We start from the raw sequence: 24,842 nt of genomic DNA on the forward strand, positions 1-24,842 counted from the left end.
GCGGCGTTCCGGGGGCCGGGCGGGTGCGGGACTGCTCAGCCGCCCGCCGCTCCGGTGGCCGGGGCGGGCTGGGCGGGCCGGGCGGCCTGCGCCGAGAGCGGGGTGGCGATCTGCTCCAGCGAGCGGCCCTCGGCGGCGACGGCGAAGAAGACCGCGACCACTCCGGCCGCCACCATCAGGCCGGCGCCCACGCAGAAGGCGATCACCGCGTCGCCCACCACCCCGCTGGAGGTCAGCTGGGCGAAGAGCAGCGGGCCGGAGATGCCCCCGGCCGCCGTGCCGACGGCGTAGAAGAAGGCGATCGCCATCGCCCGGGTCTCCATCGGGAAGATCTCGCTGACGGTCAGGTAGGCCGAGCTGGCACCGGCGGAGGCGAAGAAGAGCACCACGCACCAGCAGGCGGTCATGGTCACCGCGTCCAGCCGTCCCGCGTCGAAGAGCCACGCGGTCCCGAAGAGCAGCAGCCCCGAGAGGATGTACGTGCCCGCGATCATCGGACGGCGTCCGACGGTGTCGAAGAGCCGGCCCAGCAGCAGGGGGCCGAGGAAGTTGCCGAAGGCGATGACGGCGAAGTAGTACCCGGTGTGGCCGGACGGGACGTCGAAGAACCGGACCAGGATGCTGCCGAAGCCGAAGGTGATCGCGTTGTACAGGAAGGCCTGGCCGATGAAGAGCGACAGTCCGAGGACGGCGCGGCGCGGGTAGGAGCGGAAGACCGTCTTGGCGATCTCGCCGAAGCCGGTGCTGCGCCGCTGGGTGACGGTGATGGCTTCGCCCGGCTCCGGCAGCGGCTCGCCCTTCTCCTCCTCCACCTGCCGTTCCACGTCGGTGACGAGTTCCTCGGCCTCGGCGGCCTTGCCGTGGATGAACATCCACCGAGGGCTCTCGGGTACGTGTCGGCGCACCACGAGGATCACCAGTCCGAGGACGACGCCGAGGGCGAAGGTCAGCCGCCAGCCCAGCCAGACGGGGAAGAGACCGGTGTCCAGGGCGAGGACGGACAGCAGTGAACCGGCGACCGCGCCGAGCCAGAAACTGCCGTTGATGATGAGGTCGACGCGGCCCCGGTACTTGCTCGGGATCAGCTCGTCGATCGCGGAGTTGATCGCCGCGTACTCGCCGCCGATGCCGAAGCCGGTGAGGAACCGGAAGACGAAGAACCACCAGGAGGAGAACGAGAACGCGGTCAGGGCGGTCGCGGCGAGGTAGACGCCGAGCGTGACGAGGAAGAGCCTCTTGCGCCCGAAGAGGTCGGTCAGCCGCCCGAAGATCAGGGCGCCGGAACAGGCCCCGGCCACGTACAGGGCCGCCGCCGTACCGGTGACCTGGGCGTCCGTGATATCGAGACCGCTGCCCTGCTCTGAGAGCCGGCTCGCGATGTTGCCGACGATGGTGACTTCGAGACCGTCCAGGATCCATACGGTTCCCAGCCCGATCACGATCATCCAGTGCCACCGGGACCAGGGGAGCCGGTCCAGCCGTGCGGGGACCTTGGTGGTGACGGTCCCCTGTTCCACAAGATCAGCCATGCCCGGGCGTCTGCCCTGCGCGTCCGGCCGTAAACCCGCCGTAAAGGTCGTCGGCCTGCACGGGCCGCACGGCGCGTCTTCTCGGGCGTGCCAACGGTTCTGACGGCCCGTCGGACTGTAGGGCAGACGTACGGCAGCGGGCCACGGGGCTTCCTGGAGGACATGTACGTCGGAGGAACCCGCACCGGACGCGGCGCCCCTCGGACGACCGGCCCCCGGACGACGGGCCCTCGGACGGCACCGCGCGGCGGACGGGCCGGCTGCCTTCGGCTGCTTCACCCGGTCGCTCCCGCCGGGCCGGGCGGGGGCGTGGCGGGGGCCGCCCGGGGTAGGCGCCGACCGATACCACGTCCGGCCGCAGGCCACAGGCCACAGAGGAGTCGTCCATGGATCTCACCCAAGCCCTGAGCGCTGCCCGACGCCGCGCGGACCGCGAGGAGCGGGCCTACGCGGGTGACGAGGAGCGGCCGCTCAAGGGGTACCTCGCGCTCATGGGGGCGTACGGCGCGGGCGTCGCGGGGCTGGTGGCGGCCGCCCGGGCCGCGCGCAGGCCGGTGCCGCGGCTGTCCCCGTACGACGTGCTGCTGCTCGGCGGCGCCACCCACTGGGTGGCGCACACCGTCGCGAAGGACCCCGTGACCAGCCCGCTGCGGGCTCCCTTCACCCGCTACCGGGGTACTTCGGGGCCGGCGGAACTGGTGGAGGACGTACGGGGTTCGGGGGCGCGGCACGCCGTCGGCGAGCTGCTGACCTGCCCGTTCTGCCTGAGCCTGTGGGTGACCACGGGGTTCGGCGCCGGATACGTGTTCGCGCCGGCCTTCACCCGCTTCGTGGCCGGTTCGCTGGCGGCGCTGACGGGGGCCGACCTGCTCCAGCTGTGCCGCGCCCGGCTCCAGGACGAGGGGTAGCGGGGCGTGGGGGGGCGCTCAGACCGGGAGGTCCTCCGCGTCGGCGCTGCGGATGCAGGCGGACATGTTGACCTCCATCATGCGCAGGGCCGCTTCGGCGAGGTCGCGGTGCAGGTGCGCCACCGCGTCCCGTACGACGGTGACGTCGAGGTGGCGGATGTGGGCGTCGAGCGCGGAGTAGAGCACGCACTGCTCGGTCGCCTGTCCGCACATGATCAGGTGGTCGACGTCGAGTTGCCCGAGCAGGTAGGACAGCGGTGTCTCGAAGAAGATCGAGTGGCGTGCCTTGAGCACGAAGAGGGAGTCCTCGTCGGGCAGCAAGGGCTTCACCAGGTCGGCGTGGGGGCCGTCGAGGGCGGTCTCCAGGATCTCCCCGTGGTGGGAGCGCCACTGGCCGAAGTTGTCGTTGACGTAGATGACGGGGGTGCCGCCGCGCCTGGCGCGCTCCAGGAGGTGCTGGATGCGGGGGACGGCCTGGCGGGCGGACGGCAGCAGCAGTTCCGCGTCGGGGTGCTCGTACCGGTTGATCATGTCGATGACGATGAGTGCGCTGCCTGTCATCTCCCGGCCTCCTTGCCTGCGCCGATCGTCCGGAGGCACCCTCCGGTCTTCGGCTGCTACCCGCCACGCCGCCCCCGATGCCCGATGTGACCACTCGCGAACCACCCCCTCGACGGCGTTTGTCCGGGCTCTGGCCGGTTAGCCGCGGGGCAGGGCGTGCTGCGCGCCCCCGGCTCCCCGGGGGGCCGGACCGGTTGCGAACGGAGTCCACGCGATGAAGGTCTCGGACCATCTGCTGGAACGGCTGCGCGAGTGGGGGGTGGAGCACGTCTTCGCCTACCCCGGGGACGGCATCAACGGCCTGCTCGGAGCCTGGGGCAGGGCCGGCGACAAACCCCGGTTCATCCAGGCCCGGCACGAGGAGATGGCCGCCTTCCAAGCGGTGGGTTACGCGAAGTTCTCCGGACGCACCGGCGTCTGCGCGGCGACCTCGGGCCCGGGCGCCATCCACCTGCTCAACGGGCTCTACGACGCCAAACTCGATCACGTGCCGGTGGTCGCCATCGTCGGACAGACCGCCCGGACCGCGATGGGCGGCTCCTACCAGCAGGAAGTGGACCTGCTCGCCCTGTACAAGGACGTGGCCTCGGAGTTCTGCGAGATGGTCACGGTCCCGCAGCAGCTGCCGGGCGTCCTGGACCGGGCGATGCGGGTGGCTGCGGCCCGGCGCACCGTCACGGCGGTCATCATTCCGACCGACGTGCAGGACCTGGAGTACGAGGCTCCCACGCACGACTTCAAGATGGTGCCCTCCAGTCAGGGCCTGGGCCGCTACGCACAGGTACCGGCCGACGAGGAACTGCAGCGGTGCGCGGAGATCCTCAACGCGGGCGAGAGGGTGGCCTTGCTCGTCGGCCAGGGCGCCCGCCGGGCGCGGGCAGAGGTCGAGGAGGTCGCCGAGGTGCTGGGCGCGGGCGCCGCCAAGGCCCTGCTCGGCAAGGACGTACTGCCCGACACCCTGCCGTGGGTCACCGGCTCGATCGGGCTGCTGGGCACCAGGCCCTCGTACGAGATGATGCGCGACTGCGACACCCTGCTGGTGGTCGGCTCCAGCTTCCCGTACAGCCAGTTCCTGCCCGCTTTCGGGCAGGCCCGCGCGGTGCAGATCGATGTGGACCCCTCGATGGTCGGGATGCGGTACCCGTTCGAGGTGAACGTCGTCGGCGACGCGGCGGAGACGCTCAAGCGGCTGCTGCCGCTACTGGAGCGCAAGGCCGACCGGAGCTGGCGCGACGGCATCGAGCAGTCCACCGAGCGCTGGTGGGAGGTGATGGAACGCCGGGCCCGGGTGCCCGCCGAGCCCGTCAACCCGGAGCTGGTGGTGCACGCGCTGGACCCGCTGCTCCCGGACGACGTGATCCTCGCGGCGGATTCCGGTTCGGCGGCGAACTGGTACGCCAGGCACCTGAGGATGCGCGGAGCGATGCGCGGCTCCCTCTCGGGGACGCTCGCCACGATGGGGCCGGGCGTGCCGTACGTGATCGGGGCGAAGTTCGCCTTCCCCGAGCGGCCGGCGATCGCGATCGTCGGTGACGGCGCCATGCAGATGAACGGCATGGCCGAGCTGATCACCATCGCCAAGTACTACCGCGAGTGGAGCGACCCCCGTCTGGTGGTGGCCGTCCTGAACAACCAGGACCTCAACCAGGTCACCTGGGAGATGCGGGCGATGGAGGGCGTGCCGCAGTTCGAGCAGTCGCAGAAGCTGCCCGACGTGCGCTACGCCGACTTCGCCACCGGTATCGGGCTGGGCGGTGTCCGGGTGGAGCGGCCCGAGGACGTCACGTCGGCCTGGCAGCAGGCCCTGGCCGCCGACCGGCCCTTCGTGATCGACTTCCGTACCGACCCGGCGGTGCCGCCGATCCCGCCGCACGCCGCCTGGGACCAGTTCAAGGCCACCGCGACGTCGGTGCTCCAGGGCGACAGCGACCGCGCCTCCATGGTCAAGCAGGGGCTCAAGGCGAAGATCCAGGAGTTCCTGCCGGGCAGCGGGAAGGAGTGAGCGGCGGTTCCCGGGCGGCCCTCGCCGACCACGTCGCCGCCCGGCTGCGCGGGCCGGCCGAACGGGCTCAGGGGGGCTCGGGGATGAAGGGGAGGTACTCCTCCTCTTCCTCGCCGGTGGGGAGGACGACGTAGCTCGCCTCGGGGAGTTCGTTCCACACGCCGGGCAGGTCACCCAGCGGTTCCGATACCACCAGGCGGGTGTCGTCGGAGACCTTCCGCAGGTAGGGCAGCTCCGGGTACAGCTCGCGGACGGTGTCGGCCCTGCTGCTGTAGAACAGCGACCGGGACTTGCCCTGGCTGGAGTAGCGGAACGCCCACACCTTCTGCCCGTCGCTGACGGCGATCGTCATCTGGAGCGGGTCGTCCACGCCGTGTTCCTTGCCGAGGCGTTCGACCAGTCCGGCCATCCGGGCCACCGCGCCGGGCACGTCCTGGTCGAGTCCGAAGGTGACGGCCAGGTAGAACATGACCTCGGAGTCCGTGGAGCCCTCGATGCAGGGGAAGAGGGCCGGGTCGACGGCCATGCACAGGTCCCGCTGGAGCCGGTTGAAGTCGGTGATCGCCCCGTTGTGCATCCACAGCCACCGGCCGTGCCGGAAAGGATGGCAGTTGGTCTGCTGGATGGCCGAGCCGGTCGAGGCGCGGACGTGGGCGAAGAAGAGCCGCGAGCTGACGTGGGCCGCCAGCTCGCGCAGGTTCCGGTTGTTCCAGGCCGGTCCGATGTCACGGAACACCGCCGGGCTACCGTCCCCGTGCTCGCTGTACCAGCCGATGCCGAAGCCGTCGCCGTTGGTGGTCTCGACGCCCATCCGGGCGTGCAGGCTCTGGTTGATGAGCGAGTGCTCGGGCCGGTAGAGGACGGTGTCGAGCAGGACCGGCGATCCCGAGTACGCGAGCCAGCGGCACATCGGTGGCACCCCTTTCAGCACATGGTTCGAGCCTAACGCGGCGGGCGGTGGCGGGCCCGGCGGTCACAGGGGTGTCCTCAGCGCGCTCGCGCCCCGCCGCCACCGCTCCAGCAGCAGGGCCCCGAGACGGTCCTCCAGCAGGACGGTGGCGTCGGCGCCGAAGGCGATGTCGCCCTCCAGGGCGGGCTCGTCCTCCAGCAGGCCCGCGATGACCTCACGGCGTACGAGCTGCTCGTGGACGGCGTCGGCCTCGACGTGCTCGGCGTAGAAGTGCTCGGCGGCGGGCCCGGCGTCCAGGCGGCGCATCGCCGCTGCCATCCGGCGCGAGCCCGGCGAGGAGGTGACCTCGACGCATGCGAAGTGGCCCACGAGCGCCCCGCGCAGTGCCCGGTGCAGCCCGAACAGGGACATGAGGTTCACGGTCGCAAGGGCCTCGGCCGGGGCTGCGTCGAGGTAGTGCCCGTAGTCCGTGTTCAGGCCCAGGTCCGCCATCAGGCGGGCGAAGAGCTCGGCGTGCACGCGGTCGGCGTGCCCGGCGCCGAACTCGTCGTACTCGATGGCGACCATGGCGGCCTTCGCCCGGCCGCGCAGGCGCGGGATGACCCACACGTGGGGGTCGGCCTCCTTGAGGTGGTACAGGGAGCGCAGGGCGGCGTACTCGCGTACCTGGCCCGGTTCCCCCTCGTGCTCCAGGTAGCCGCTGACGCTGCCGGAGTGGTCGACCGGCTCCACCAGCAGCTCGCCGAAGGCCTGGTCGACGGTGCGGCCGCAGGGCGCGTCGGCGCGCAGGGCGGCCAGGAAACGCTGCTCCAGGGCGCCGCGCAGGGCGAGCAGCCCCGGGTCCCACTCGCGGCTGTCGTCGACCCCCTCGAAGCCCCGGTAGTGGAGCTCGTAGAGCAGGTAGAGGGCCAGCTGCAGGTCGTCCCCGTACGGGTCCGCGGTGTCGGCGGCCGGGTCGGGGAGCGGGGCGGCCCGGTCGCGCAGGGACGCGGCCACAGCGGCCGAGAGGGGTCCGCGCGGGGGCGGGAGCCGGCGGGCGGTGGACGTGCGGGGGCCGGTGGTGCTCGCCGTCACGGGTGGATCCTCCTCAGGGGCCGGTGGGTGTCGCGGGCTGCGTGGGGTTCGCGGATGGCGCGGGGTGTAGGGGCGGCGGGCGCGCCCGCGCGGATGACGACCAGTTCCTCCGTCGTCTCGTCGGGCCCCAGCAGGCCCCGTTCGCGCAGCCACGGCAGCCGGGAGCGGAGCACCGGGCCGAAGGGGATGCGGGCCCGGTCCACGACCTCGGCCCGCATCCCGGCGGCGGTCAGCCGTTGCAGCGTCCTGTCGGTGCCGCACAGGGCCGAGTGGACCATCAGCAGGGTGCCGTGCGGCTTGAGCAGGCCGGGGGCGGCGGCGCAGAGGCGGTCGACGACCTCGCGCCCGTCGTTGCCCGCGTCCCAGGCGCGGGCCGGCCCGCGGGCGGGCAGCCCCGGGTCGGGAGCGGGTACGTAGGGCGGGTTGCTGACGACCAGGTCGAAGGGGCCGAGGGCCTCGGCGGTGGCCAGGTTCCCCCGGTGGACGGTGACGGGCTGCCGCATCCGCAGGGCGTTCAGGCGTACGGTCAGCGCCGCGCGCCAGGAGATGTCCACCGCGGTCACCCGGGCGCCCCGGCGCGCCGCGTACAGGGCCAGCGCGCCGCTGCCGGTGCACATGTCCAGGACGTCCGTGCCGGGAGCGACCTCGCTCCGTACGGCTTCGGCCAGGAGGCAGGTGTCCTCCTGGGGGGCGTAGACCCCGGGAAGGGTCCACAGGCGGGCGAATTCGTGGCGCGCCCGTGGGAATCCGAGGCTCAGCGACATCCAGCACCTCCGTGGTCGGTCGGTCATCGGGCGGCTACCCCGTCCCGGGCGCACCACACGTACCGGCAGGTGTGCGGCGGCGTGAGGTGGGGAGGCGCGCAGGAGGGCAGTCCACTTCTTCGACGGAGGCAAGACCATGCGCGCATTGACCTGGCAGGGCACGCGGGACGTACGGGTGGAGTCCGTTGCGGATCCGGGGATCGAGGACCCGACGGACATCGTCGTCAAGGTGACGTCCACCGGTATCTGCGGCTCGGACCTGCACCTCTACGGGGTCCTCGGGCCGTTCCTGGAACCCGGCGACGTCCTGGGCCACGAGGCGATGGGCCTGGTCGAGGAGGTGGGCCCGGAGGTGAGGACGCTGCGGCGCGGCGACCGGGTGGTCGTGCCGTTCAACGTCTCCTGCGGCGACTGCTTCATGTGTGGCCAGGGCCTGCACTCGCAGTGCGAGACCACCCAGGTGCGGGAGTACGACAAGGGCGCCTCGCTGTTCGGCTACACCAAGCTCTACGGGCAGGTGCCCGGCGGGCAGGCGCAGTACGTTCGGGTGCCGTTCGGTGACAGGCTGCCGGTGAAGGTGCCCGAAGGGCCGCCGGACGAGCGTTTCGTGTACCTGTCGGACGTCCTGCCGACCGCCTGGCAGGCGGTGGAGTACGCGGCCGTACCGCCGGGCGGCACCGTAGCGGTCCTCGGTCTCGGGCCGATCGGGCAGATGGCCGCCCGGATCGCCCTGCACCGCGGTGCCCGGCTGGTCATCGGTGTGGACCTGGTGCCGGCCCGGCTGGAGCGGGCCCGGTCGTTCGGCGTCCACGCGCTGGACCTCAAGGAACACGGCAAGCAGCTGGTGGGGGCCGTACGTGACCTGACCGACGGCCGGGGCCCGGACTCCGTGATCGACGCGGTGGGCATGGAAGCCCACGGCGCTCCGCTGGCCTCCGCCGCGCAGCGCTTCACGGGGCTGCTCCCGGACGCCGTGGCGAGGCCGCTGATGGAGCGTGCCGGAGTGGACCGGCTGACCGCGCTGCACACCGCGATCGACCTGGTGCGCCGGGGCGGCACCGTCTCCGTGTCGGGCGTCTACGGCGGTGCCGCCGACCCGATGCCCCTGCTGACCATGTTCGACAAACAGATCCAGCTGAGGATGGGGCAGGCCAACGTGAAGGCCTGGGTGGACGACATCCTGCCGTTGCTGGAGGACTCCGACCCGCTGGGCGTCGAGGGCTTCGCCACCCACACCATGCCGCTCGAAGAGGCGCCCCGGGCGTACGCCATGTTCCAGGCCAAGGAAGACGGCATGATCAAGACCCTGCTCCAGCCGTAGCCGTCCGTCCGTGGACGCGGTGCTACGAGGCGAGGGGCGCGGTGGCCATGCCCGCCCCCTCGCGCAGGCCGGCCAGGAACTCCTGCACCGCCTCCACCGCCGTGTACCGGGGCTCCCAGCCCAGTTCCGCGCGGGCCCGGGAGCTGTCCAGCAGCGGGAGCCGCAGCACCGCGTCGAACAGGTCGGGGGACGCGGGTACGGCGCGCAGCCGCCAGGCGGCGGAGAGCGCGGCCCGGACCGGCGCGACCGGCATCCGGACGACCCGGGCCTCCAGGATCGCGGCGAGCCGCTCCGCGTCCAGCGGCGGTTCGGCGGCGAGGTTGAAGGCCCCCCGCACGGGCCGGGTGACGGCTTGGGCATAGGCGGCCGCCGCGTCGTCGGTGTGCAGCGCCTGGAGGCGCAGGCCGGGCAGGTCCGGAACGACCGGGATCAGACCGGGCCGGACCAGTCGGCCGGGCAGCAGCCGGCCCGCGAAGATCCGGCGCTGTTCGGAGGCTGCTTCCCGCTTGAACAGGAACGCGGGGCGCATGCGGACGACGCGGATTTCGGGGTGGGCGCCCTCGTAGGCGTCCAGGACCCTCTCCAGGTACGACTTCTCCCGGGTGTACGCGGCCTGCGGCCAGCCGTGGGTGGGCCAGGTCTCGTCCACGGTGCGGTCCTTGGGGCCGGGCGAGTACGCGCCGACCGACGAGGCGTGGACGAGGGCGGGGACACCGGCGGCGGCCACGGCATCGAACACGCGGGTGCTGCCGAGGACGTTGGTGCGCCACGTCTCGGCCGGGTCGTGCGTGGGCTGGAACTTCCAGGCCAGGTGGACCACCGCGGCCGCGCCCTCGAAGAGCGGCACGAGGTCGGCGCCGCCGGGTTCGATGTTCACGGCCCGCCAGTCGGTCCCCTCGGGCCTCCAGTCGGGGAGCCTGCGTGCGAGTCCGAGGACGGAGCCCACGGCGGGATCGTCGACAAGGGCCCGCACGACGCTGGTGCCGACGTTGCCGGTGGCGCCGACCACGACGACGCGCAGGCCGGTCGCCGGGGCCGGCCCGGCTGAGGGTGTGGAGGTCATGCCTGTTCCCTTCCCGCGGTGGGCTGCGCTTGCGGTACCCGGGCGAACGGACTGTCGTCGAGTCGGGCGAGCAGCTCGGCCGGATCCTGGTAGACCGCGCCGGCCCCGGCCTCTTCCAGGTCGCGGCGCGGGATCCCGCCGCACAGCACGCCCACGCAGGTGACCCCGGCCCGCGTCGCGGCCTTCATGTCCCACACGCTGTCGCCGACGAACACGGAGGCGTGGGCGGACGCGTCGGCCAGGTCGAGTGCGTGGTGCACCGGGTCGGGTGCCGGCTTGCCCTCGCTGACGTCGTCGGCGCTCGCGGTGGCGGTGATGGCGTCGTCGGCGCCGATCGCCCGCCGCAGCGCCTCCAGTTCGGTGCTTCCGGCCGAGGTCACCAGCACGACCCGCCAACCGCTCCCGTGGAGGGTGCGCAGCAGTTCGGCGGCGGAGTCGAAGCCGGGCAGCCGCTCGAAGTAGGTCGCGTACAGGGTGTCGTGGGCGGCTTTCAGCGCGTCGTCCTGATCGGTGTCGCGGTCGTCGCCGAGCAGGTGGGCGATCAGGTCCTCGCCGGGCAGGCCGATCGCGCGGTGCACGGCGTGCATCGGCACGACGTGACCGGCCTGCCGCAGCGCTTCCCACCACGACGTGACATGAAGGTGGTTGGTGTCCACGAGGGTTCCGTCGACATCGAACATGGCGGCGCGGTTCATGCTTTTCCTCCCGTACGGCCGGTGTCCCGGGCGTGGTGCGGGTCCGGTCGGCGACCGGGGCCCACTTGCCCAGCTGTTCCTTGAGCTCGGCCTTGTTCATGGACGAGCGGCCGTGCAGGTTCTTGCGCTTGGCCTCCGCGTAGAGCTGGTCGTACGTCGGTCCCTGCGCTCCGCTGTGGGAGTGCCGGCCGCCGCGCTCGGAGGAGGACATGTCCTCCAGGGAGGTCTTGCTCGCCGTCTTCGACTCCCCCGCCCGGGCCCGCTCCTTGTTGACGGTGCGGGCGGCGATCTCCTCGGCGCGCTCGGTGCTCTCGCCGCGCTCCTGCGCGCTCTCCTTGATGTGCTCGTACTGCCGCTCGCGCTTGGGGCTGGATCCGCGGGGCATGGTCACTCCTTCGTTGGTAGCCGATGTCTTGTGTTGTGCCGATGGTTTTCCGGGCTTCACCCGTGCGGGCGCAGGGCCCGGGACGGCACGCCGTCGGCGCGGACCGCCGTGCGCGCATGGGCGAGGACGAAGCCGCTGCGCGGTCGCGTCGGCATGCGGTGGAGCGGAATCGTCAGATCCTGCTCGGGGACGTCACAGTCCAGATCGGCGAGGGCGCCGACGATGGCCGTCAGCAGGCCGACCGCGATGTCCTCGCCCGGGCAGCGGTGCCCGGTACGGACGTCGCCGCCGCCCTGCGGGACGAGGTCGTTCGACGGGGGTTCGCGGCCCATGAAACGGCAGGGGTCGAAGTCGCAGGGCTTCGGCCACACCTCCGGGTCGTGGTTGCGCCCGTACAGGTCCAGCAGAACGAGACTGCCCTCGGGGACGGGGACGTCCCGCCAGCGCAGGTCACGGGCGGCGAGACCGCCGATGAAGGGCGCGAACGGGTAGAAGCGGCGGACCTCGTGGGCGAAGGCCCGGGCGTACGTTCCGTCGTCCCCGCGGAGCCGGTCCCGGTGGACGGGTGCGCTGTGCAGCGCGTGCGCGGCGAAGACCGCGAACCAGGACAGGGCCACCGTGGGGCGGATGATGTTGAGCAGCTCCACGGCCGCTGTACGCGGGTCGAGCAGGCGGCCGTCGGCGTCGCGGTGCCAGGCCACGGCGGTCAGGACCGATCGGGGCCGTCCGCCGGACGGGGCCGGGGCGGCCGTGCGCAGTTCCGTGACCACCCGGCGCAGGGCCCGTTCCTGGCGGGCGCGGGCGCGGCGGGCCTTCCAGTGGCGGGGGCCGGGGGTCGCGAACCCGTCGACCATGGCCACGCAGTCCTCGCCCACGGAGCGGGCCGCCCCTTCCGAGAGGGGCAGGCCCACCCAGTCGCACACGGCTCCGGCGAGGACGGCGGCGACCTCGTCGAACAGGACCACCTCGCGTCCCTGCCAGCCGGCCACCGCGCGCGGCCAGCGGGCGACGAAGCGTTCGGTGAGTGCGGCGATGCCGCCTTCGGCCATGAGGAGCGAGACGAACATGTCCTTTCGCACGCGGTGGCCGCCGCCGTCGAGGGTGTGCACCGCGCCCCGGCCGATCAGCGTGTCGAGGACGGGGCCCGGAAGGGCGCCCTCCCGCCGGACGTGCTGTTCGTCGTAGAAGAACTCCACCGATCCGGGCCCGTCGAGGACGACCGTCCGCCGGCCCATGAGCCGGGTGACGACCGGTCCCTCCCCGGCGCGTTCCTGCAGGCCGGGCAGCCAGGCGTAGCCGCGGGCCAGCAGTGAGGCGGTGCTGTCGATCACGGAAGTGAACATACGCGGCGCCTACCCGCTGCGCCGCTCGGCACTCCCCGCCCGTTCGGGTGGGCGGCGCGTGCGGAGGCGGCCGTCCGGGGTAGGCGGAGGGGGAACGGTCCACGAGGACCCCGCGGCAGCGACGAGGAGGCCGACGATGAGCGGTACGGGACGCACGGGCGCTACGGGAGCGGGCGGCGGCATGGAGGACAAGGCCCAGCGGCCCGGCATCGGCCGTGAGGAGCAGGTGGCCGAGGCCCCGGGGCAAGACGGGCGCACGCGCGGCCGGAGCAAGGAGGAGTCGACGCGCCGACGGCCCGGAGAGGCGCGTCTCCCGGAGGCGGACGGCGTGGAAGACGGGGCGGAGGACGAGGTGGAGGACGGCTCGGACGAAACCTCCGGCGCACGCGGCCGAACGGGTTTCGGCGGCCGGTGACCGGCAAGGCGGACCGTATGAACACGAAGCGATCCGACGCACACGCGGCGCCCGGGACGCCGGCTCCGGCCGCGGCAGGCGGCCCGGAGCGGCACATCATCGAGCCGGACGGCCCGGAACTGCTGGAGGGGCCGGTGGAGCGGCCGCGGCGGGACGGTTCCACGGCGCGCTCCGAGCGCCCGGTGGTGGCCGTGTGCACCTGCCGGAGGAGCCGGATCTACCCGTGGTGCGACACCAGCCACCGTGCCCGGACCAGCGTGGACGATGCCGCGGCCGGACCCGACCGGGAGGGAGGGCTGCCGTGAGCGCCTCCTCCGCGCCGGGCCGGGTCGTGGTCGTCACCGGGGCCAGCGGCGGTGTCGGGCGTGCCGTCGCCCGGGCCTTCGCCGCCCGTGGCGACCGGCTCGCGCTGGTCGCCCGCGGCGGCGCGGGTCTGGAGGGGGCCGTCCGGGACGTCGAGGCGCTGGGCGCGAAAGCCCTGGCGATCGAAGCGGACGTCGCCGACCCGGAGGCGGCCGAAGCCGCCGCCCAGCGCGCCGAGGAGGAGTTCGGGCCCCTCGACGTCTGGGTCAACGTGGCCTTTACGTCGGTGTTCGCGCCGTTCACGGAGATCAGCCCGGAGGAGTTCCGCCGGGTCACCGAGGTTTCCTACCTGGGGTACGTGTACGGCACCCACGCGGCCCTGCGCCGGATGCTTCCCCGCAACCGCGGCACCCTCGTCCACGCCGGTTCCGCGCTCGCCTACCGGGGCATTCCGCTGCAGAGCGCGTACTGCGGCGCCAAGCACGCCCTCCAGGGCTGGCACGAGGCGCTGCGGTGCGAACTGCTCGCCTCGGGCACCGCGGTCCGCACCACGATGGTGCAGTTGCCCGCGCTGAACACGCCGCAGTTCGACTGGGTGCTGTCGCGGCTGCCGAGGCGCGCGCGGCCGGTGCCGCCGATCTACCAGCCGGAGGTCGCCGCCCGGGCCGTCCTGTACGCCGCGGACCACCCGCGGCGGCGGGAGTACTGGGTCGGGGGCAGCACCGCGGCGACGCTGATGGCCAACGCCGTGGTGCCGGGGCTCCTCGACCGGTACTTGGCCCGTACGGGCTTCGACTCCCAGCAGACCGATGCCCCCGCGGGGGACGACGAGCCGGCCAACCTGTGGCAACCCGCCGACGAACGGCGGGACTTCGGGGCGCACGGCCGCTTCGACGCATCGGGGCGGACGCGGAGCTTCCAGTGGTGGGCCACCCGCCACAGGGGCGCCCTAGCCGCGGCGACGCTCGGCGGGGCCGGCGCCGCGGCCCTCGCCTGGAGCCGACGAGGGCGCGGCTGACGGACGCCGAGGGGGCCGGGGCAGCTGCCCCGGCCCCCTCGGCGTATCAGCGGCGTTTCCAGCGGGTCAGGTGTGGAGAAGGCGGTTGAAGAAGGAGCGGTAGCGCTGGAGCGCGATCCGCAGATCTTCCGTCACGGGTTCCTCGCCCTTGCTCCACTGGCCCTCCAGCTCCTGCTTGTGGGAGGAGAACGTACCGGCCAGCGTCTGCATCACCTCGGCGACGAGGGTGTCGGCGGACCTGACCGCCTCCTGCGGGTCGTCGACGAAGCGGCCCTGTATCTCGCCCCAGCGCCTGCGGAACTCCTCCGCGTCGGGGGCCGCCAGCAGCGGCTCGTCCGTGGTGTCGCCCGCCGCGCCGGTGCCCTCCCGGGTGCCGGCGGCCGTCGTGTCCGCCTCGTCCGCCCGTCCGAACTCGTCTTCCCTCGTCTCGTCCCCGGCGCTGCCCCGCCCGCCGGTGTCCTCTTGCGCGCGCTCGCCGACGCCTGCGCCCTCGGCACGGTCGCCCGTCGCCTCACCGGGGTAGACGGCGGTGCTCCGCTCGTCGGATCCGGGGTGGGCGATGCTCTCCGTGGTCAGGCCGCCCTCGTCGTCGGGCCGGCCGAGCGTCTCGTCGCGATCCTGCATGTCATCGGCCTCCTTGGTCACCGAGCAGCTCCTGGAACAGGGCGCGGTAGTGCACCATCGCCCCGCGGAGCTCCTCCGTAGTCGCCTGTCCTTCGCTGCTGCGCGTGTTGACCGCGTGCGCGGCGCGGTAGTGCTCCAGCGTGCTTCCGTGCTCGACCGAGAGGTCGCGCACCTGCTCCCCGAACCCGTCGGTCGGGTAGCCGCGCTCCCTCATGAGCCGCGCCACCAGTTCGTCCGCCTGGGCGACCGCCCCCTCGGGGCGGTCCACGAAGTGTTCCTGGACGCCCTGCCACTCCTCGGCGTACTGGCTGCGGCGCGCGGCGGGCAGTTCCTTGATGTCCAGCTTGTCGTGGCGCTGCTCGCGGGCGCGCAGTTCACGCTCGGCGGCCAGCCGGCCACCCTCGTCCTGGACGGTGCGGTCGTACTCCGGGCCGAACCGCTCCCGAAGGTGCCGTCGGCGCGAGACCAGCCAGAGCCCGGCCGCGATGGCGATCAGTACCACCACTATGGGAACGATGATCGCGATGAGTGTGCTTGTCGACATGGGGGCCTCCACTCGGGGCCGTGCTCTCATCGGTGTCGTCGTTGGCGCGTGCCCGGGCCTGGGGCCCGCAAACCCTGCGTGCGGCCTCCCGTTACAGTCTGCCGCGTGAACGTAGCCCGCTCCATCGCACTGTTCGTCCTGGCCGCCCTCCTGGAGATCGGCGGAGCGTGGCTGGTCTGGCAGGGCCTGCGGGAGCACCGGGGCCGGCTGTGGATCGGAGCCGGGTTCCTGGCCCTCGGCCTGTACGGGGTGGTCGCCACCTTCCAGAGCGACGAGAACTTCGGCCGCATCCTCGCCGCGTACGGGGGCGTCTTCGTGGCGGGGTCCATCGTCTGGGGCATGGTCGCCGACGGCTACCGGCCCGACCGCTACGACGTCACCGGAGCCCTGGTCTGCCTCGCCGGGATGGCGGTCATCATGTACGCGCCCCGCGGCCAATAGCGGGGTGCCGCGCCCCGCGGCCGATAGGGAGGTGCCGCGCCCCGCGGCCGATAGGGTGCCGCGCCCCGCGGCCGATCAGCGGGGCCCGTTGACGCGCTCCGGGGCCGCCGCCGGTCGGTTTCGGCATGGTGGCTGCGGGCAGGCGCCGGGGCAGACCGTCCGGCGCGTCAGCGGAGGTGGCCATGCCCGTGTTCGTGGGGACGTCCGGCTGGCAGTACCGGGACTGGGCGGGGACCTTCTATCCGCCGGGGGTGCCCCAGCGCTTGTGGCTGGAGGAGTACGGCCGGCATTTCGGCACGGTGGAGAACAACAACGCCTTCTACCGGCTGCCCGCCCCCGAGACCTTCGCGGCGTGGCGCGCCCGGACTCCGGACGGTTTCGTCATGGCCGTCAAGGCCAGCCGCTTCCTGACCCACATCAAACGCCTGCGCGACCCCGAGGAGCCGGTCCGCCGGCTGATGACGCACAGTGCAGCCCTCGGCCCCCGCCTCGGGCCGGTACTTCTCCAACTGCCACCGACGCTGCGCGCGGACGCACGCACCTTGGACGCCTGCCTGGCCTGCTTCCCGGCCGGAGTGCGCGTGGCGGTGGAGCCCCGGCACGAGTCGTGGTGGACGCAGGAGATCCGGTCGGTCCTCGTCGAGCGGGGCGCCGCCCTGTGCTGGGCGGACCGGCACTCGCGGCCGATCACCCCGCTGTGGCGCACGGCCGACTGGGGTTACGTACGGTTCCACGAGGGCCGTGCGCAGCCGTGGCCCCGGTACGGGCCCGGTGCGCTGCGGTCGTGGGCCGGCCGGATCGCGGACACCTGGCCCGCGCGGGCCGACGTCTACGCGTACTTCAACAACGACCCGGGCGGGGCTGCGGTGAAGGACGCCGAGGCCTTCGGGCGCATGGTGGGCGCGGCGGCCGTTCCCGTCTGAGCGGGGCCCCGGGCACCCGTGGCCTTCCCTTCACCGGCCGTTCACCCGTCCGCTCCGGCCGGACGGGCGGACCCGCGGCCGCGACGGTGGTGTCGGGGCGCGAGCCGCCGGCTGCCTGGGAGTCTGGCCGCATGGTGCTGACGACGTCCTCCCCCACCGCCGGCCAGGAGCAGCATCAGCGGTCGGGGCGCAGGCTCGGCCCGCGTGACGGAACCGTGGCGGCTCCGGCGGCGTCGGCGGTGGTTTCGATGGCTGCCTACTGCCTGGCGATGGCCGTGCACGGGACGTACCCGTTCGGGGCCCGCTCGCGGGCGGTCAACGACCTGGGCAACCAGTTCGTGCCGTTCCACGCCCACCTGTGGGACCTGATGCGCGGCGGGACCGAGGGGGACCTCCTCTTCAACTGGGGCAGCGGCTACGGGGTCCCGTTCCTGGCGGACTTCTTCACGTACCTGATGAATCCGTTCTCCTGGCTCGTCGCGCTGTTCCCCCGCGACCGGGTGGAGCTGCCGGTCTTCCTCGTCACCCTGCTGAGCATCGGGCTGGCGACCGCGCTGATGACGGTGTGGCTGGGCCGGCTGCGGCCGGGGCCGCCGTGGCCGCGTGCGGCGCTGGCGGTGGGCTACGGCGTCAGTGCCTGGACGGTGTCGAACGGCTTCGCCGACCCCATGTGGATGTGGGGGCTGGTGGGCTTTCCGCTGATCGGCTTCGCGTACGACTGGTGCTCGGACGGGCGCCGCTGGGTGCTCGGTACCGTGCTCGTCGCCGTGACGTGGGCCGGCAACTTCTACACGGGCGCGATGGCCACCCTCGGGATGCTGCTGGTGCTGGTGGTCAGGCTGCTGCTCGACGGGCGGCCGTGGTCCGTTCTGCGGGGCGTGCTGCTGCGGGCCGTGTCAATGACGGCGGTCGGGGTGGCGCTGGTCGCCCCGGTGCTGACGGTCACGTTCCCGGCGTCGCGGGCGTCGCAGCCGGGTCCCGTGGCCGACTATGCGGGGCCGCCCGCGCTGCGCGACTACCTCGCGCACCTGCTGCCGGGGGGCTTCCATTCGAGCGGGCCGCAGGTGTCGGTGGGCATGCTGCCGCTGCTGCTCGTCCTCGCGTATCCCTTCGTGCGGAGGGTGCCGGTCAGACAGCGGGCCGCCTGGTGCGTGCTGCTGGTGCTGGTGGCGCTGTCCTACGTGTGGACGCCGACGATCCTGCTGTGGCACGGCCTGGCCCTGCCCAACGGGGGGCCGTACCGGGCCTCGTTCACACTCGCCGGGATGCTGGTGGCCGTGGCCTGGCTGGCGCTGTCCGCGCGGCCTCGTCCCCGGGAGCTGCTGGCGGGGGCCGGTTCGCTGGCTGTGCTGCTCGTCGTCGCGGGCCCCAGCGCGTACTTCACCGCCGCCACGTGGATCCTGACCGTGGCGGGGGCCACGGTGTTCCTGGCACTACTTGTGCTGCCGCGGCGCCGTGGCCGGGGCGTGCGCGTCGCCGTGACGGGGGCGCTCATCGGCGCCGTGTTCGTCTCCACGGTGTTCACGGTGCTGTCGGTGACCGAGCAGCGCGACCGGGAGGACTGGTGGCGGCCGAAACGGACGCTGGACGCGCAGTCCCTGGCGGCGCGGAGGGCGGTGCGGGCGCAGGACCGCTGGCCGGCCCTGCGCAGTGAGCCCGGTCCGCACGAGTTCGCCGACAACGACCCGCTCCTGCTGGGCGGGCAGGGTGGTTCGTACTACAGCAGCTACCTGCCCGCCCGGACCGCGCAGACCCTGCGCGGGCTGGGGGCGGGCTGGTACATGGGGGGCCGTCACACGGTCGGCTTCGAGGACCCCGTCGGCCGGGCGATCATGGGCGTGGGCAGCTACCTCGACCACGGCGGCCCGGACGGGTTCGTGCGGCGGACTGCGGACGCGGTCCCGGTGGTGACGCTGCGGCCGGGCGCGTCGGCCCCTGCGGCGGACACGGTGTTCGCCCGTCAGGAGCAGGTGCTGGGGGCTCGGGTGTATTCGGTGCCCGACGCCCGGACGGTGCGGGGCGCGGTGCCCATCGCGCGACCCGACGGGGGCTGGCGGCTGGCGCGGGGCGCCCGTAGCGCGTTCGCCTTCACGTGCCCTCCGGGAAGCTCGGCGTTCGCGTACGTGCCGTGGTTCTCCGGCACCCTCGACGCTCTGGGCTCGATGCGGCGGCTGTCGGCCTGGTACCCCATGACGAACAACGGGCTGTTGCCGCTGGGCAGGGTCCCGGCCGACGGCGAGGTGGTGCTGACGCTGACCGGCGACCGCGCCCAGGAGATCCCGCGCCTGCCGGTGGGCTGCCTGGACCCGCAGCGACTCGGCGCGGCGGTGGCCCGCTCGAAGGCTTCGGGCCCGCGCCGCATCACGGCCGGCGGTCATGCGATCGAAGCCGACCTCCCGGCGGGCTCCACCGGCACCGCGGTCGTGGCCGTTCCCGCCGTGCGGGGCTGGCGGTGCTCCGTGGACGGGGCGATCGCGAGGGCGCCCGGCCGGCTCGCCGGGCTGATCGCCGTGCCGCTGGGGCCGGGGGCCTCCCGCGTGGCCTGCGCGTACCGCACGCCCGGCCTGAGGGCCGGGCTCGTGGTGAGCGGGGTGGCCGTCGCCGCGCTGCTCGCCGTGCCGGCGGTCTCCTCGTCACCGCCGGACGGCCGGCGCCGCGCACTCCAGGAGTGCGCGGCCCGGCGGCTCAGGCGGCTCGGGCGGCTCAGGCGGCTCGGGCGGCTCGGGCGGCTCAGGACACGTTCACGGTGACGGTCGGCGAAGTCGCGCCGGCCACCATCACCCGCAGCTGCTCCTTGCCCTTCGTGCGGAACGTCGTGTCGAGCGAGTAGCTGGAGCCCTGCTTGACGGTCGTACTGGCGTGCAGGGTCGTCCACTTGGCACCGTTCTTGTGCTGGAGGACCACCTTGCTGCCGATCGGCACGCCCTTCGTGCGTCCGGTGAAGGTCACCTTGGTGCCGGTCTTCACATCGACCTGGTTCGCCTTGACGCTCACTTCGCCCGCCGGCTGCGTCGCGGCCGGGCGGGGCGGGAACGCTGCGGCGGACGCGGTTCCCACGGCTCCCGCGGTCAGCAGGGCGATGGACAGGGCTCCGGCTGCGAGCAGCCGGGCGGGGCGGTTTCGCGGTATGGCCCTCACGTTGGTCTCCCGTCTTCACGGATTCCCCCATGCGGCACGAACGGCACGCTTCCGGTCCGATTCGTGCCGATCCGATCGTAGGGTCGGTGACCGGTCCGGGCGACTCGAACGTACATGGCATCAGGTCAGGCCGGGTGCTTCACGGTTTCGGCGGCGCCCGCGCCGGTGCCCGCACCCGTCGCCCGCAGCCGTCGAAGAGCGGAGCGGCGCTGGACGACGGAGAGGGCCGCGACCGCCGCTCCGAGCACGACCCAGCCCGCCGGTCCGGCCGGCATGACCGCGCCCGTCAGCAGGAGCGGTCCCGCCGACTTCTGCACGGACTGGGACATGCCCGCCACGCCCAGGTAGGAGGCCCTCGCCCGCTCCGGTGCGAGGGAGACCGCCAGCTCCCAGGAACTCACCGACCGCACCAGCTCCGCCGCGGTGGCCAGCACTGCCGCGAGGAGCAGGCCGGCCGAGGCGGCCAAGGATCCGGCTCCGGTGGACAGCGCGAGGAGCACGCAGGAGGCGAGCAGTGTGAGCCCGTACACGGCCACCGCGCCCGCGGCCTGCCGCGGCTGACCGACCCGCGCCGACACCCGGAGCTGGAGTGCGACCACGAGCACGGTGTTGATCACGAGGAAGGCGGGGACGAGCGCGTGCGGCGCATCGGTGCGGGTGACCAGCCACAGGGGCAGTCCGACGGACAGGATCGAGTCGTCCAGGTTCATCGGGATGTCCAGCAGGACGAACCGGAGGTAGCCGCGGTCGCGCCACGGACTCGTCGGGGCGTGCGGCCGGTCGGCGGGGTCGCCGGTGCGGGCCGCGACGCGGCCGTGCTCAAGGGGCTCGCGGGTGCGGCGGACCAGGATCGCGGCCGCGAGGAAGGAGAGCGCGTTGGCCAGGATCAGGGCCTGGTAGGCCTCGCGGGTGCCGACGGCGAGTCCGATCGCGGCGGCGCCCGCGCCGAGCGCGTAGCCCGCGTTGGCCGAGCTGCGGGCGAGGGCCTGGTACGTGGCGCGGCGTTCACCCGCCACGCGGGTCGCGAACAGCATCTCCAGTGTCTTGGCCGCCCGGTCACCCAGGTGGGTGAGCGCCACGACCGCCAGCAGCAGCTCGTAGCGCGTGACCACGAGCAGGGCGCAGAGCGTGCCCAGGCGCAGGAGGTGGGTGGTGATCAGCAGCCGGCGTACGGGGAAACGCCCCGCGAGGTGGCCGGCGAGCGGGGAGCCCGCGATGCCGGCGATTCCGGCGGCGCCCAGCAGTAGGCCCAGCTGTCGGGCCTCCAGTCCGACCACGAAGGTGAAGTAGAGGACGCAGCCCGCGGCCCACACGCCCGTTCCGGACCGGTCGAGGAACTGCGCGAGGAGCATGGTCCGCGCGTCCCGTCCGCCGGGCGGTCGTCGCAGCTGGCCCAGCAGGCCCTGCGGCCGGTCCTTCCCGGTCTTCGTGCCGCCCCTCATCCTGGGTCTCCGTTCCCCCGGCCCATGTATCTCGATGTCGAGATACATGCCGGAGACTGCCCCATAAAAATCTTGACGTCAAGATATTTCCGGGTGTGCGGAGACGCGCGGCGCTCCCCCGCACGCCGACGGCCGCCGACAGTGCTACAACTGGGTGCGTGACCGATCCTTGCCACCCGTGCCGGGGACGTCGGTGCGGTCACTGAGCAGAAATCGCCCGCGAAGCGTCGCCCGCCAGGTATTCGTCCTCCAGGTGGCGATCGTGGTGCTGCTCGCTGCCGGTGCGGTCCTGGCCCTGGTGCTCCAGTCGAGCCACGACATCGACCGCGAGGCACGCAACCGCTCCGTCGCGGTCGCCGAGACCTTCGCGCACTCCCCCGGGCTCCCGGAGGCACTGAGGTCTCCCAACCCCTCCAAGATCCTCCAGCCCATCACCGAAGCCACCCGCGCCGTCGCCGGGGTGGACTTCATCGTGGTGATGGACACCCATGGGATCCGCTACACCCACCCGCTGCCCGACCGGATCGGCAAACGGTTCGTCGGAACCATCGGCCCCTCCCTGGCCGGTCACGTCTACACCGAAAGCGTGAACGGGCCCCTGGGCAAGGAGATGCAGGCCGTGGTGCCGGTCTTCTCCGCGGACCACAGAGTGATCGGCCTGGTGTCGGCCGGCCTCACCGTCAAGAACGTCACCGGCGTCGTGGACCGGCAGCTCCCCGTCATCCTCGGCGCCAGCGCGGTGGGCCTCGCCCTGGCCACCGCCGGCTCGGCGCTGATCAGCCGGCGCCTGCGGCGTCAGACCCACGGCCTCGGCCCGCTGGAAATGACCCGGATGTACGAACACCACGACGCGGTGCTCCACGCCGTGCGCGAGGGCGTGCTGATCACCGACGGGACCGGACGGCTGCTGCTCGCCAACGACGAGGCCACCCGGCTGCTGCGGCTCCCGCCGGACGCCGAGGGGCAGCTGGTCGGCGAGCTGCCCGGGCTGGACCGGCAGCTGGTCGAACTCCTGCGCTCCGGCCGGGAGGCCACCGACGAGATGCACGAGGCCGGGGACCGCCTGCTCGTGATCAACCAGCGGCCCACCCGGTTGCGCGGCCGGTCCGAGGGCACCTCGGTGACCATCAGGGACTCCACCGAGATCCGCGTCCTCAGCACCCGGGCCGACGCGGCCCGCAGACGCCTCAAGCTGCTGTACGACGCCGGAGTCGGCGTCGGCACCACCCTGGACGTGGAGCACACGGCCCAGGAACTGGCCGACGTCGCCGTCCCCCGCTTCGCGGACTTCGTCACCATCGACCTGGCGGAGCCCGTCCTGCACGGCGACGAGCCCACCTCGGCGGCGGACCTGCGCCGCACGGCCGTCAGCGGCATCCGGGACGACTCGCCGCTCTACCCGCGCGGCATCCTGATCGACTTCCTGCCCTCCACCCCGCAGGCCCGCGGCCTCGACAGCGGCCGTGCGGAAGTGGTGACCGACCTCTCCGACGCGCCCGGCTGGTACGCCCAGGACCCGCCCCGGGCGCAGGCCATCATCGACTACGGCATCCACTCCCTGATCACCGCTCCCCTCAAGGCCCGGGGCGTGGTGCTCGGGGTGGTCAACTTCTGGCGCTCGGGCAAGCCCGAGCCCTTCGACGAGGAAGACCTGTCGCTGGCGGAGGAGCTCGTCGCCCGGGCCGGGATCACCATCGACAACGCGCGCCGCTACACGCGCGAACACGCCCTCGCCGTGACCCTCCAGCACAGCCTGCTCCCCCGCGACCTGCCGGAGCAGAACGCCGTCGAGGTGGCGCACTACTACCTGCCCGCGCAGTCCGGGGTCGGCGGCGACTGGTTCGACGTGATCCCGCTCCCCGGCAGCCGCGTCGCGCTCGTCGTGGGCGACGTCGTCGGACACGGACTGCACGCCGCCGCCACCATGGGCCGGCTGCGCACCGCGGTGCTCAACTTCTCCTCCCTGGACCTGCCGCCCGACGAACTCCTCGCCCGGCTCGACGACCTGGTGCAGTACATCGACCAGAGCACGGACGGCGGGGGCCGCGGCCCCGACGGCGACGGCCTGCTCGGAGCCACCTGCCTGTACGCGGTGTACGACGCGGTCACCCAGCGCTGCACGATCGCCCGGGCCGGGCACGTCCCGCCCTTCGTCGTGCGTCCCGACGGCCGCGTCGAGATGCCGGAGCTGCCGCCCGGCGCGCCACTGGGGCTGGGCGGGTTCCCGTTCGAGTCGGCCGAGCTGGACCTGAGCGAAGGCAGCCAGCTGGTGCTGTACACCGACGGGCTGATCGAGTCCCGGGCCAGGGACATCGACGCCGGGCTCGCCCTGGTCCGCTCGGCGCTCGGGCGCGCCGACCGGGAACCGGAGGAGACCTGCCGCGCCCTCCTCAAGGCGATGCTGCCGGTGCGCCCCCGCGACGACGTGGCCGTGCTGGTGGCGCGGACGTCGGCGCTCGGCGCGGACCGCATCGCCGAGTGGGAGGTGCCGTTCGAGCCGAGCGCGGTCGGGGAGATGCGGGCCCTGGCCGTCGCGAAGCTGGAGGAGTGGGGCCTCGCGGAGCTCGCCTTCGGTACGGAACTGGTGCTGAGCGAGCTCGTCACGAACGCCATCCGGCACGGCGCCGCCCCCGTGCGGCTGCGCCTGCTGCACGACCGGGTGCTGACCTGCGAGGTCTTCGACAGCAGCAGCACCTCACCGCACCTGCGGTACGCCGCCACGACGGACGAGGGCGGTCGCGGGCTGTTCCTGGTGGCGCAGATCAGCCGGCGGTGGGGCGTGCGGTACACCCCCGAGGGCGGGAAGGTCATCTGGTCCGAGCAGCAGCTGCCGGACGGCGGCGGCTGGTGAGGCTCACTTGGGCCGCGGGTACACGCGGGACTGCTTGACGCTGCCGTAGGCGAAGCTCGACTCGATGGACGCGATGCCGGGGATGGCGTGGATCCGGTCGCGCACGAGGGCCTCGTAGGCCTGGAGGCTCTCGATGACCACGCGCAACAGGTAGTCGCTGCTTCCGGCCATCAGGTAGCAGTCCTGGATGTGCTCGATGACCGCGACGTGCTCCTCGAAGAGGCGCACCGCCTCCCCCGTGTGCCGCTCCAGCCTTATCCGCACGAAGACGGTGATCGGCAGTCCGAAGCCGACCTGGTCGACCATCGCCGTGTAGCCGCGGATGAGACCGGCCTCCTCCAGGCGCCGCACCCGGCGCAGGCAGGGGGACGGGGAGAGCCGTACGCGGTCGGCGAGGTCCTGGTTGGACAGCCGTCCGTCGGCCTGCAATTCGCGAATGATCTGGAGATCGACCGCGTCCATCGTCACCCCTTGGCAGATTCTGCCCCCACGGTAGGCCTGGAGGGCAGAACTGGCAATCGGCTACCCCGGCGGAAGCCCTAGCGTTGCCTAGTGGCCGGATCCGGCCCCATGAGGCTGGAGGAAGCT

23 protein-coding genes and 1 pseudogene are annotated in these 24,842 nt (G+C 73.0%); 10 read left to right on the forward strand and 14 right to left on the reverse strand.

The window, feature by feature from the left end; genetic code table 11:
• Positions 1-35: 35 nt before the first annotated feature.
• Entirely contained in the window at positions 36-1,529 is a 1,494-nt protein-coding gene (locus tag IE207_RS15145; protein ID WP_190184664.1) for an MFS transporter, read from the reverse strand.
• Positions 1,530-1,915: 386 nt separating this feature from the next.
• Here IE207_RS15145 and IE207_RS15150 point away from each other — a divergent pair, with 386 nt between their 5' ends.
• Positions 1,916-2,437, forward strand: coding sequence for a DUF1360 domain-containing protein (locus IE207_RS15150; protein WP_190184665.1), 522 nt, complete (start codon positions 1,916-1,918; stop codon positions 2,435-2,437).
• A gap of 18 nt (positions 2,438-2,455) precedes the next feature.
• Here IE207_RS15150 and IE207_RS15155 read toward each other — a convergent pair whose 3' ends face one another.
• The gene (locus tag IE207_RS15155; RefSeq protein ID WP_190184666.1) at positions 2,456-2,998 is read right to left on the reverse strand and encodes a cysteine hydrolase family protein; all 543 of its coding nucleotides are present in this window, start codon (positions 2,996-2,998) and stop codon (positions 2,456-2,458) included.
• Between the two features lie 214 nt (positions 2,999-3,212).
• Here IE207_RS15155 and IE207_RS15160 point away from each other — a divergent pair, with 214 nt between their 5' ends.
• Positions 3,213-5,000, forward strand: a complete 1,788-nt coding sequence (locus tag IE207_RS15160; protein WP_190184667.1) for a thiamine pyrophosphate-requiring protein — start codon at positions 3,213-3,215, stop codon at positions 4,998-5,000.
• 67 nt (positions 5,001-5,067) lie between these two features.
• Here IE207_RS15160 and IE207_RS15165 read toward each other — a convergent pair whose 3' ends face one another.
• The 3 genes from IE207_RS15165 to IE207_RS15175 all read right to left on the reverse strand — a co-directional run bounded on the left by IE207_RS15165 (position 5,068) and on the right by IE207_RS15175 (position 7,748).
• Entirely contained in the window at positions 5,068-5,910 is an 843-nt protein-coding gene (locus IE207_RS15165) for a class II glutamine amidotransferase (protein WP_190184668.1), read from the reverse strand.
• A gap of 63 nt (positions 5,911-5,973) precedes the next feature.
• Positions 5,974-6,984 (reverse strand): iron-containing redox enzyme family protein, encoded by a 1,011-nt coding sequence (locus IE207_RS15170; RefSeq protein WP_190184669.1) that lies wholly within the window; start codon positions 6,982-6,984, stop codon positions 5,974-5,976.
• The gene (locus tag IE207_RS15175) at positions 6,981-7,748 is read right to left on the reverse strand and encodes a HemK2/MTQ2 family protein methyltransferase (RefSeq protein WP_190184670.1); all 768 of its coding nucleotides are present in this window, start codon (positions 7,746-7,748) and stop codon (positions 6,981-6,983) included. The genes IE207_RS15170 and IE207_RS15175 overlap by 4 nt, the downstream gene beginning before the upstream one ends.
• 136 nt (positions 7,749-7,884) lie before the next feature.
• On the opposite strand from IE207_RS15175, the gene IE207_RS15180 reads away from it, so the two are divergent.
• Positions 7,885-9,069: a zinc-dependent alcohol dehydrogenase gene (locus IE207_RS15180; protein WP_190184671.1), complete on the forward strand. Its 1,185-nt coding sequence runs from the start codon at positions 7,885-7,887 to the stop codon at positions 9,067-9,069.
• A 22-nt stretch (positions 9,070-9,091) separates the two neighbouring features.
• On the opposite strand, the gene IE207_RS15185 is transcribed toward IE207_RS15180, so the two are convergent.
• The 4 genes and pseudogenes from IE207_RS15185 to IE207_RS15195 form a co-directional block, all read right to left on the reverse strand.
• Positions 9,092-10,132 carry an NAD-dependent epimerase/dehydratase family protein gene (locus IE207_RS15185; RefSeq protein ID WP_190184672.1) on the reverse strand — a complete coding sequence of 347 codons (1,041 nt, stop codon included), beginning with the start codon at positions 10,130-10,132 and terminating at the stop codon, positions 9,092-9,094.
• On the reverse strand, positions 10,129-10,827 hold the full coding sequence (locus tag IE207_RS15190) for an HAD family hydrolase (protein ID WP_190184673.1): 699 nt from the start codon (positions 10,825-10,827) through the stop codon (positions 10,129-10,131). The genes IE207_RS15185 and IE207_RS15190 overlap by 4 nt, the downstream gene beginning before the upstream one ends.
• Before the next feature lie 67 nt (positions 10,828-10,894).
• Positions 10,895-11,212 (reverse strand): annotated as a pseudogene (locus tag IE207_RS34325) (plasmid stabilization protein); the annotation flags it as partial.
• 56 nt (positions 11,213-11,268) lie between these two features.
• Positions 11,269-12,543 carry a cytochrome P450 gene (locus IE207_RS15195; protein WP_229873736.1) on the reverse strand — a complete coding sequence of 425 codons (1,275 nt, stop codon included), beginning with the start codon at positions 12,541-12,543 and terminating at the stop codon, positions 11,269-11,271.
• 148 nt (positions 12,544-12,691) lie between these two features.
• On the opposite strand from IE207_RS15195, the gene IE207_RS15200 reads away from it, so the two are divergent.
• From IE207_RS15200 to IE207_RS15210, 3 genes are read left to right on the forward strand one after another with little or no spacing between them, the layout of a single operon-like run.
• Entirely contained in the window at positions 12,692-12,970 is a 279-nt protein-coding gene (locus IE207_RS15200; protein ID WP_190184675.1) for a hypothetical protein, read from the forward strand.
• Positions 12,971-12,987: 17 nt separating this feature from the next.
• Complete coding sequence (locus IE207_RS15205; RefSeq protein WP_190184676.1) at positions 12,988-13,275, forward strand: CDGSH iron-sulfur domain-containing protein; 288 nt, start codon at positions 12,988-12,990, stop codon at positions 13,273-13,275.
• On the forward strand, positions 13,272-14,291 hold the full coding sequence (locus IE207_RS15210) for an SDR family oxidoreductase (protein ID WP_229873737.1): 1,020 nt from the start codon (positions 13,272-13,274) through the stop codon (positions 14,289-14,291). Before IE207_RS15205 ends, IE207_RS15210 begins: the two co-directional genes overlap by 4 nt.
• Before the next feature lie 66 nt (positions 14,292-14,357).
• Here the strand turns inward: IE207_RS15210 and IE207_RS15215 are convergent, their stop codons facing one another.
• Both IE207_RS15215 and IE207_RS15220 read right to left on the reverse strand, forming a co-directional pair.
• Positions 14,358-14,915, reverse strand: a complete 558-nt coding sequence (locus IE207_RS15215) for a hypothetical protein (protein WP_190184677.1) — start codon at positions 14,913-14,915, stop codon at positions 14,358-14,360.
• 1 nt (position 14,916) lies between these two features.
• The gene (locus IE207_RS15220; RefSeq protein WP_190184678.1) at positions 14,917-15,459 is read right to left on the reverse strand and encodes a hypothetical protein; all 543 of its coding nucleotides are present in this window, start codon (positions 15,457-15,459) and stop codon (positions 14,917-14,919) included.
• A 105-nt stretch (positions 15,460-15,564) separates the two neighbouring features.
• Here IE207_RS15220 and IE207_RS15225 point away from each other — a divergent pair, with 105 nt between their 5' ends.
• The 3 genes from IE207_RS15225 (at position 15,565) to IE207_RS15235 (ending at position 19,573) form a co-directional block, all read left to right on the forward strand.
• Positions 15,565-15,900, forward strand: coding sequence for a YnfA family protein (locus IE207_RS15225; protein ID WP_190184679.1), 336 nt, complete (start codon positions 15,565-15,567; stop codon positions 15,898-15,900).
• A 182-nt stretch (positions 15,901-16,082) separates the two neighbouring features.
• A complete protein-coding gene (locus tag IE207_RS15230) occupies positions 16,083-16,823 on the forward strand; it encodes a DUF72 domain-containing protein (RefSeq protein WP_190184680.1) in 741 nt (246 codons plus the stop codon).
• Positions 16,824-16,954: 131 nt separating this feature from the next.
• A complete protein-coding gene (locus IE207_RS15235) occupies positions 16,955-19,573 on the forward strand; it encodes a YfhO family protein (protein WP_190184681.1) in 2,619 nt (872 codons plus the stop codon).
• Here the strand turns inward: IE207_RS15235 and IE207_RS15240 are convergent.
• Together IE207_RS15240 and IE207_RS15245 are read right to left on the reverse strand one after the other, a co-directional pair.
• Positions 19,554-19,961 (reverse strand): hypothetical protein, encoded by a 408-nt coding sequence (locus tag IE207_RS15240; RefSeq protein WP_190184682.1) that lies wholly within the window; start codon positions 19,959-19,961, stop codon positions 19,554-19,556. The two genes, IE207_RS15235 and IE207_RS15240, sit on opposite strands and share 20 nt — an antisense overlap.
• Positions 19,962-20,086: 125 nt before the next feature.
• Complete coding sequence (locus IE207_RS15245; RefSeq protein WP_190184683.1) at positions 20,087-21,403, reverse strand: MFS transporter; 1,317 nt, start codon at positions 21,401-21,403, stop codon at positions 20,087-20,089.
• A 193-nt stretch (positions 21,404-21,596) separates the two neighbouring features.
• Between IE207_RS15245 and IE207_RS15250 the strand changes: the two genes are divergently transcribed.
• A complete protein-coding gene (locus tag IE207_RS15250; protein ID WP_229873756.1) occupies positions 21,597-24,254 on the forward strand; it encodes a SpoIIE family protein phosphatase in 2,658 nt (885 codons plus the stop codon).
• 3 nt (positions 24,255-24,257) lie between these two features.
• Here the strand turns inward: IE207_RS15250 and IE207_RS15255 are convergent, their stop codons facing one another.
• Complete coding sequence (locus tag IE207_RS15255) at positions 24,258-24,716, reverse strand: Lrp/AsnC family transcriptional regulator (protein ID WP_190184685.1); 459 nt, start codon at positions 24,714-24,716, stop codon at positions 24,258-24,260.
• Between the last annotated feature and the right edge of the window lie 126 nt (positions 24,717-24,842).

Source organism: Streptomyces cirratus, from assembly GCF_014650775.1.
GTDB classification, from domain to species: Bacteria; Actinomycetota; Actinomycetes; order Streptomycetales; family Streptomycetaceae; genus Streptomyces; species Streptomyces cirratus.